This window comes from uncultured Faecalicoccus sp., assembly GCF_944325745.1.
In the GTDB taxonomy this organism is placed as follows: Bacteria; Bacillota_I; Bacilli_A; order Erysipelotrichales; family Erysipelotrichaceae; genus Faecalicoccus.
In genome coordinates this window covers 1-8,368 of record NZ_CALVBG010000105.1, presented here as the reverse complement: position 1 = coordinate 8,368, position 8,368 = coordinate 1, and the positions used below count along the sequence as shown (strand labels likewise).

At 33.5% G+C, this 8,368-nt stretch carries 9 protein-coding genes; all 9 read left to right on the top strand.

Annotated features, from left to right (window positions below; genetic code table 11):
• The coding region (locus Q0J48_RS07220) for a sugar phosphate nucleotidyltransferase (RefSeq protein ID WP_296242811.1) at positions 1-903 on the top strand (903 nt) is incomplete at its 5' end.
• 212 nt (positions 904-1,115) lie between these two features.
• A complete protein-coding gene (gene infC / locus Q0J48_RS07215) occupies positions 1,116-1,664 on the top strand; it encodes a translation initiation factor IF-3 (RefSeq protein WP_296242810.1) in 549 nt (182 codons plus the stop codon).
• Positions 1,665-1,677: 13 nt separating this feature from the next.
• Positions 1,678-1,872 (top strand): 50S ribosomal protein L35, encoded by a 195-nt coding sequence (gene rpmI, locus Q0J48_RS07210; protein WP_183376332.1) that lies wholly within the window; start codon positions 1,678-1,680, stop codon positions 1,870-1,872.
• 14 nt (positions 1,873-1,886) lie between these two features.
• Complete coding sequence (rplT, locus tag Q0J48_RS07205) at positions 1,887-2,243, top strand: 50S ribosomal protein L20 (protein WP_204686283.1); 357 nt, start codon at positions 1,887-1,889, stop codon at positions 2,241-2,243.
• Positions 2,244-2,348: 105 nt separating this feature from the next.
• Positions 2,349-3,884, top strand: a complete 1,536-nt coding sequence (locus Q0J48_RS07200; RefSeq protein ID WP_296242809.1) for an LCP family protein — start codon at positions 2,349-2,351, stop codon at positions 3,882-3,884.
• A gap of 178 nt (positions 3,885-4,062) precedes the next feature.
• Positions 4,063-5,172: a DegT/DnrJ/EryC1/StrS aminotransferase family protein gene (locus Q0J48_RS07195; protein ID WP_296242808.1), complete on the top strand. Its 1,110-nt coding sequence runs from the start codon at positions 4,063-4,065 to the stop codon at positions 5,170-5,172.
• A gap of 58 nt (positions 5,173-5,230) precedes the next feature.
• On the top strand, positions 5,231-6,040 hold the full coding sequence (locus tag Q0J48_RS07190; RefSeq protein WP_296242807.1) for a sugar transferase: 810 nt from the start codon (positions 5,231-5,233) through the stop codon (positions 6,038-6,040).
• A gap of 68 nt (positions 6,041-6,108) precedes the next feature.
• Entirely contained in the window at positions 6,109-7,080 is a 972-nt protein-coding gene (locus Q0J48_RS07185; RefSeq protein ID WP_296242806.1) for a hypothetical protein, read from the top strand.
• Positions 7,077-8,368 (top strand): ATP-grasp domain-containing protein (locus tag Q0J48_RS07180; RefSeq protein WP_296242805.1); only part of this gene is annotated, 1,292 nt, incomplete at its 3' end. The genes Q0J48_RS07185 and Q0J48_RS07180, both read left to right, overlap by 4 nt.

Genomic DNA, 8,368 nt, shown 5'->3' with positions numbered 1-8,368 from the left:
CGATTTGGCGGAGGAATCAAACAACTGGAACCCGTAGGGCTTCATGATGAGATCATTATGGATTATTCGATCCATGATGCGATTCAGGCTGGATTTAATAAAATCGTTTTTGTGATTCGAAAAGATATTGAAGATGACTTTAGAGAACGGATTGGAAATCGTATCGAAATGATGGCTCAAAAACAAAATGTATCTATCGAATATGCGTTTCAGGATCTGAACAATGTGCCAGAAGGATATGTGGTTCCAAATGGAAGAACAAAACCGTGGGGAACAGGGCAGGCGGTATTGGCTGCCAAAGAATTTCTTCATGAACCGTTTGCGGTCATCAATGCGGATGATTATTATGGCAAAGAGGCTTTTCGACAATTACATGATTGGTTGGTATTAGACCATGAAGATAATGCCTATGCAATGGCGGGCTTTATTTTAAAAAACACATTATCAGATAATGGTGGTGTGACTCGTGGTGTATGTAAAGTGCAAGAGGGACATACGCATATCGTGGATGTAGTAGAAACTTCTAATATTGTAAAAGTGGATGGAAACAAAGTAGAAGCAGATGGGGTAGAGTTGGATCCGAATTCTTATGTCTCTATGAATTTCTGGGGATTCCCGGCAAAAGAAGGACAAGATCCGGCATTTATTGAAGTCTTAGAAAGAAACTTCATCCAATTCTTTGAGAAAGACGTTGCATCCAATCCATTAAAGGCAGAGTATTTGCTTCCTACATTGATTGGTCATTTATTGGAAGAGAATCAATGTACAGTAAAGGTATTGGAAACGCATGATAAATGGTTTGGTGTTACTTATAAAGAAGATAAACCGGCTGTTATGGATAGTTTTAGAAACCTGATTGAACAAGGAATCTATAACGAAGACTTATATTCAGATTTGGTTTAAATTTTTTAGTCTTCTAATTGTTGTAATTACAACAAATAATCCTTTACTTTCAAGAAAAGGTCTGTTATTATTTACAAGCAAAGAAATGGAAAGAGTGAAGTACCCCTTCTCACCTGATGCATTTGGATGCATAGGTCAAGAGCCAGTTCGTTATGAATTTGTCTTTTTAAATGGGTACTTTGTGTGCCCATTTTTTTATAGAGAAAAGGTAGGTGTCGAATATCAATAATCGGAAAGTGGCCCCAAACAACGTTAATACGGATTTGTTTAACGAAAAGATCCCCTTCAAAGAAGTTTTAGTTATTGATGCAAACGGTGATCAATTGGGTGTTATGTCAAAAAGGGATGCGTTGGAGAAAGCATATAGTCAGAATTTAGACTTGTTGTGTGTTGCCCCGAAGGCAAGACCGGCAGTATGCAAGATCCTGGATTATGGACGTTATCATTTTGAGCAGCAGAAGAAAGCTAAGGAAGCAAAACGTAAACAACATGTTGTGGAAATCAAGGCTTTGCGTCTGTCGCCTATTATCGATACGCATGATTTTGAAACGAAGCTGAAACATGCTCAGAAGTGGATTGGTGCTGGAATGAAGGTCAAAATTGATATGCGATTCCGTGGTCGTATGATCTCTCGTCAGGAAGTGGGAAAAGAAATTATGAATCAATTCCTGGAAAAGATGAGTGACATTGCGACAGTTGAGAAAAAACCTTCACTTGAAGGAAATACGATGTCAACGGTGCTTGCACCTAAGAAAAAATAAGGAGGAATAGACTATGCCTAAAATGAAGAGCCACAGAGGTTTGGCAAAACGTGTTAAGAAAACTGGTTCAGGGAAATTAAAGAGAAGCCATGCTTACACTTCTCACCGTTTCCATGGAAAGACTAAGAAACAGCGTCGTCATTTGGCAAAACCATCTACGGTACATCCAACTGACTACAAACGTATCAAAGAAATGTTAGTGAAATAAGGGAGGAATAAAGTATGGCAAGAGTTAAAGGTGGAACTGTATCACGTGCTAGAAGAAAAAGAGTCTTAAAACTGGCTAAGGGATACTTTGGTTCAAAACACACATTATATAAAACTGCTAATGAGCAGGTAATGCATTCGTTCAAGTATGCATACAATGACCGTCGTAAATTGAAAGGAAACATGCGTAAGTTGTGGATCACTCGTATCAATGCAGCTGCTCGTATGCATGATCTTTCTTATTCTCGTTTGATGCACGGTCTTAAATTAGCAAACATCCAGATCAATCGCAAAATGTTGTCTGAAATGGCTATCCATGATGAACAAGGATTTGCCAAAATCTGCGAAGAAGCTAAAAGTGCTTTAAACTAAGTATAAAAATATGGGTGTGGCATTGTTTGTCACACCTTTTAAATTTGCCTAAAACAATGCATTATGATTTAATTATAAAGATGGAAACAGAAATGAGGTTTAGTTATGAAAAAAGTTAACCGAAAAAAACCAGTCAACAAAGGATATAGAATTTTTTCTATTATTTTATCTATTCTTCTGGTTTTGATTTCTTTCTTTACTATTTTTGAAATCTATTCCATGAACGTGTTAACACCAATGTTAACCGTTATGGTGATTGTCATTTTTATTTTGATTGATGCCATATTGATTTTATTATTGATTTTTAGTGCAAAGAAAATTATATCTAAAATCTTATTTTCAATTTTGACAATCGTTGTAACTGTTGTATTTGCCCTTGGTGGATTCTACATGTATCAGGCGAATTCTTTATTAAACAATATCACAACAAGCGAAGGTGATATTAAAAATACTGTCTCGTTAATTGTTTTGGATGATAGTAAATATGAAAAATTAAAGGACATTGCCGGTGAAAAGATCGGTACATTAAAATCAATTGATACATATGGTACAGAACAGAGCCTAGATGATATTGATTCAGAAGGAGTAAGTGTTCAAAACGAAAAGTATGATAGTATTCAGGCTGAAGTCAAAGCTTTGTATGACGGGGATGTACAAGCTATCGTATTAAATGAAACATACCGTGGAACTGTTGAAGAAATTGAAGATTATTCTGATTTTGGTTCTAAAACCCGTGTTTTACATGAAACAGTTTATTATACAGATCGTGTAGAAAATACGGCGAAATCTGTAGATGATATTACTTCTCATGCATTCAATATCTTGATTAGTGGAAATGATACATATGGAGATTTAAGTACTGTATCTAGATCTGATGTCAATATGATCGTAACAGTAAATCCACAGACAGGAATCATTCTTTTGACAAGCATTCCTAGAGACTATTATGTAGAAACAGAATGTGATCCATCCTTTGGTTGCCAAGTTGGTGCCATGGATAAATTAACTCATACTGGAGTGCATGGTGTAGAAACAACACAAGCTACTTTAGAAAATTTGCTAGGAATTGAAATTAACTACAATTTCCGTGTTAATTTCTCAAGCCTTGTAGAAATTGTGGATGCTGTTGGAGGAATTGATGTGACTGTTGAACCTGGATACGCTGTTCCGGTTTTAAGACATGGTGGTGGTCGAGGAGTCACAGAAGGTGTCAATCATTTAGATGGAGAACTGGCTCTAGGTTATGCACGTGAACGTTATGCATATCAAGAAGGGGATCGTCAACGTGTAAAGAATCAGCAGCAAGTTATCATGGGTATTATTGATAAAGTAACTTCTCCTTCAATAATTACAAATTATTCTAGTTTAATGAATGCTTTAGGAGGAGCGTTTGAAACAAATATGAGTACTGAAGAAATTCAAAAATTGATTCAGTATCAAATTAGTAATTCTCCTAATTGGACTTTTGTACAATACTCTTTAGATGGAACTGGATCTACAGAAATGTGTGCCGAGTTAGGTAATGCCGCTTATGTAATGATTCCAGATCAAAATACTGTAGAAACAGCAAAAGCTAAAATTAATGCTGTTATGAATGATGAATCGGCAGCTTCAGTGGAAGAAGTTTCTGTTTCTGGGTAAATAAATGTACAAAATCTATATATTTGAATTTTGATTATCAACTAAGAATAAGGAAGCAGTATTTTAAACAATCAAAAACCCTTGATTTTAGCGTAATCATATTATTATGAAGCAATATGTTAAAACAATATATTAATTAGATATAAAGATTATTTATTTTGTGTAGGAGAGTATGAAAATGGTATCCAAAAAGATTTATGTAACTCGTTCTTCAATGCCTAAGATAGAAGATTATATTGAAGAGATACGTCCAATTTTTGAAAGTCACCATATGACGAATATGGGCCCAATTTATAAGAAGTTTCAAAAGCAGTTAATAAACTATTTAGAAGTTCCAGAGCTTTCCTTGTTTGTAAATGGGCATATGGCTTTAGAAATGGCAATACAGGCTCTTGGATTAAGAGAAAAAGGCGGAGATGTTATTACTACTCCATTTACTTTTGTTTCTACGACACATGCCATAACCAGGAATGGGTTGAAACCTGTTTTCTGTGATATTAAACCGGATGACTATACTATGGATCCGGATAAAATAGAAGCGTTGATTACTGAGAAGACTGTTGCGATTATTCCCGTACATGTATATGGAAATATTTGTGATGTTGAGGCCATTGATCGAATTGCAAAGAAGCATAATTTAATTGTTATCTATGATGCGGCTCATGCATTTGGCATCAAATATAAAGGCGTTGGAATTGGAAATTTTGGAGATGCTTCTATGTTCAGCTTTCATGCTACAAAAGTTTTTAATACTATCGAGGGTGGAGCAGTTGCATTTAAAGATAAGAAGTATGCACAGAAGCTTCATGAACTAAAGAATTTTGGTATTTCCGGACAAGACGATGTGTTAGGTATCGGTGGAAATGCAAAGTTAGATGAATTCAGAGCAGCCATGGGTATTTGTAACTTGCGGCGGATTGAAGAATGTATACAGAAACGAAAAGCTGTTGTTGAAACTTATGATTTCTACTTTAAAGGAGTACCAGGGTTAAAGATCCAAACTACGCAAGAAAACGTAACTTCTAATTACGCATATTATCCATTATATATTGATAAAAAAGTATTCGGAAAAAGCAGAGATGATATTTTTAATTTGTTAAAAGAGCATAACATTTATACAAGAAAGTATTTCTATCCTGCAATCAACGAAATGACATGTTATAAAGATATGTTCTCTCTAGATACACCAGTTGCACATGATGTTTCAATGAATATATTAACTTTGCCATTATATGAAGATTTGACATTAGATGAAGTAAAAACTATATCTAAAATAATTCTTAAATAAAAAAACGTGCAAAACAATGCACTGTTTTTTTATGATGTAAGGAGACAAAAGAAGCGAAATGAAAAATGTTCCTAGAAGTTATTTAACAAAAGATATGAGATGGAAATTAGCTGAAAAATTAGCTAAAGATCGATTGCCAGAGATTAACAAAACACTGAAAGAAGTCAGGCCTAAAGATTCGTTTTATTCCAATTATGGGAAAAGAATATTAGATATACTTTTTTCTTTTCTTGCGTTGATTATTACTTTCCCGATAAATTTAGTTATTGGTATAGTTACTTTTTTTGATGTGGGAAGACCGATTTTTTTCAAGCAGAATAGAATAGGTAAAAATGGAGAAGCTTTTGAAATTATTAAATTTAGAAATATGAATAATAATATAGATAAAAATGGCGATTTACTGCCTGCATCGGAAAGAGTAACTAAATGGGGGAAAGTAGTGAGAAAAACTTCCTTAGATGAATTGTTAAATTTTTGGGCGGTTTTTAAAGGCGATATGTCTTTAATAGGGCCAAGACCTTTACCAGAAGAATATGTTATTCGTTACAATGCTCGTCACATACATCGATTAGATGTAAAGCCAGGATTGGAATGCCCTCCAAGATATAAAATAGATAATAAGTGGAATTGGCAAAATCAATTTGAGAATGATGTGTGGTACGTTGAAAACGTAAGTTTTTTTGTAGATTGTTTAATGTGTATAAAGTTGATACAGTATGCATTAGATAGAAAAAGTTCCAACATGCGTTCTAATGCAACAAGAGGTATTTTTATGGGTTATTCGTTAGAAGGAGTAGCAATTGATCTGGATGGAGTTCCTCAAAACTATATAGATGAAATATATAATTCTAGTGAAGGCCAAAAATAGTTTGGGATAAAATGGGATATCATTTTTTAAGAATTGATGACTATTTGATATAGGAGGGAATAAATAATATGAAGGAACTAGGTGGTTATTTTGAATTAGAGTATGGAATTCATCCAGAATATCACCAATCTGCTGTGGCATTGAATAGTGGAAGACACTGTCTAGAATATTTAATCAAAGCAAAAAAAATAACTAAACTATATTTGCCAAGTTACTTGTGTTCTTGTATAGAAACAACCTGCAAAAAAAATAATTGCTCAATCAGTTACTATGAAATAGATAATGAATTTATGCCCATATTTGAAGATACTTTATTTGATCATGAATACTTATATATAGTAAATTATTTTGGACAATTATCTAATCACAAGTTGAATGTGTTAAAAGAAAAATATACTAACATCATTGTTGACAATGCTCAATCGTTTTTCCAAATTCCGATCTCCAATACCGATACTCTATACACATGTAGGAAATATTTTGGAGTAGCTGATGGAGGATATCTCTATACTGATAAAGTCTTAGAGGATGAATTGCCTATTGATTTGTCGTATGAAAGAATGGAGTTTGTATTAGGAAGATTTGAGTTATCAGCATCAACTTTCTATAAGCTAGCAGCAGATAATAATGATGTATTTGATAAAGAATGCTTAAAAGCAATGTCAAAGCTAACTCACAATATATTAAAGTCAATAGATTATAATAGAATAATAGAAATTCGTAATCATAACTTTTTGCACCTTCATAGCTCTTTATCAAAAGAGAATAGATTAAACTTACTTGTTCCTAAAGGACCGTATATGTATCCATATTACTGTAAAGAAGGCCAAAAATTGAAACAATTTCTAATAAGCAGGAAAGTTTATGTTCCTACGTTATGGCCGGACGTGTTCGACAGAGTGCCGAAGGCTTCTATATCTTATGAATACGCATTGAATATTGTTCCATTACCTTGCGATCAAAGATATACAACTAATGATATGGATTATATAATTCAATTAATTGAACAATTCAATAAAGAAAGGAAGTTGATACCATGAATCAAATTCTAAATAATAAGAAGCTTTTGGTATTAGGAGGAACTAGAATTTCTTGCGATATTATTCTGAAAGCTAAAGAAATGGGAGTAAAAGTTGCTGTCGCGGATTATAATGACACAGAACACTCTCCGGGAAAACAAATTGCGGACGAAACATATCTTGTTAGTGTTTTAGATGTTGATGCAGTTGTAAAAATAATTAACGAAAACCATATTGATGGTGTTATTACAGGATTTAGTGATATGTTATTGCCATATTACGCCGATATATGTAAAAAAGCAGGCTTACCTTGTTATGGTACAAAAGAACAGTTTGAGATATTTTCGAATAAAGATAGATATAAATCTTTATTAAAAAAATATGATATCCCAACTATTGAAGATTATTCTATTAGTTTAGACTCTTTTGAACAAGATGTAGAAAATATTAAATTTCCTGTATTAGTAAAACCGGCAGATGGCAGTGGTTCTAGAGGGATATCGATATGTAAAGATAAAATTGAATTAAAAACAGCAATGAATAAGGCTGCCAAATATTCAAAATCTGGAAAAATGATTGTAGAAAGATATGTGGATGCTGAAGAAACCACTGTATTTTGGATATTTAATAAAGGAAAGTATTATATTAGTGCTTTAGGAAATCGACATATCAAAGCGAATCAGGGTGATGTATTACCATTACCGGTTGGATATACTTTCCCAGCGTCCGTATTACCTTCATATATGAAAAATATAGTTCCTAACTGCAAGAAACTTTTTTCTGAATTGGAGGTTCAAGATGGAATGATGTTTATGCAATGTAAAGTGGAAGACAATACTTGCGTTGTCTATGATATAGGTTTTAGACTTACTGGGTCATTAGAATATAAACTATTGTCAGCTATTAGTGGTTACGATCCTTTAGAAATGTTGATTAATCACGCCCTAACTGGAGAAATGACTAATCTTGATTTGGATACTTTGAGCAATCCATATTTCAATAAGTATGGCTACAATGTTTCGATATTAGCAAAACCTGGAAAAATCGAGTCGATTGAGGGCTTAAATGAAGCAAGAACTATTCCAGGTGTTCTAGACGTTGTTGTCGCCCATTTACCTGGTGAAACAATAACAGAAGATATGAAAGGATTATTGGCTCAAATAACTGTACGTGTCTTAGGGTATGCAAATAGTGAAAAAGAAATGATTGAAAAGATGAAAAAAATAGAAGATACTATCAAAATCATATCTGATAAAAATGAAATAATGAATTTTCCAGGTATTGAGGAATCTGATGTTCGTGACAAATT

Excerpts from the sequence above, each read along its gene's own strand:
- rplT (WP_204686283.1), top strand. The coding sequence starts at position 1,887 with ATGGCAAGAGTTAAAGGTGGAACTGTATCACGTGCTAGAAGAAAAAGA.
- Q0J48_RS07200 (WP_296242809.1), top strand. The coding sequence starts at position 2,349 with ATGAAAAAAGTTAACCGAAAAAAACCAGTCAACAAAGGATATAGAATT.
- Q0J48_RS07185 (WP_296242806.1), top strand. The coding sequence starts at position 6,109 with ATGAAGGAACTAGGTGGTTATTTTGAATTAGAGTATGGAATTCATCCA.
- rpmI (WP_183376332.1), top strand. The coding sequence starts at position 1,678 with ATGCCTAAAATGAAGAGCCACAGAGGTTTGGCAAAACGTGTTAAGAAA.
- Q0J48_RS07195 (WP_296242808.1), top strand. The coding sequence starts at position 4,063 with ATGGTATCCAAAAAGATTTATGTAACTCGTTCTTCAATGCCTAAGATA.
- Q0J48_RS07190 (WP_296242807.1), top strand. The coding sequence starts at position 5,231 with ATGAAAAATGTTCCTAGAAGTTATTTAACAAAAGATATGAGATGGAAA.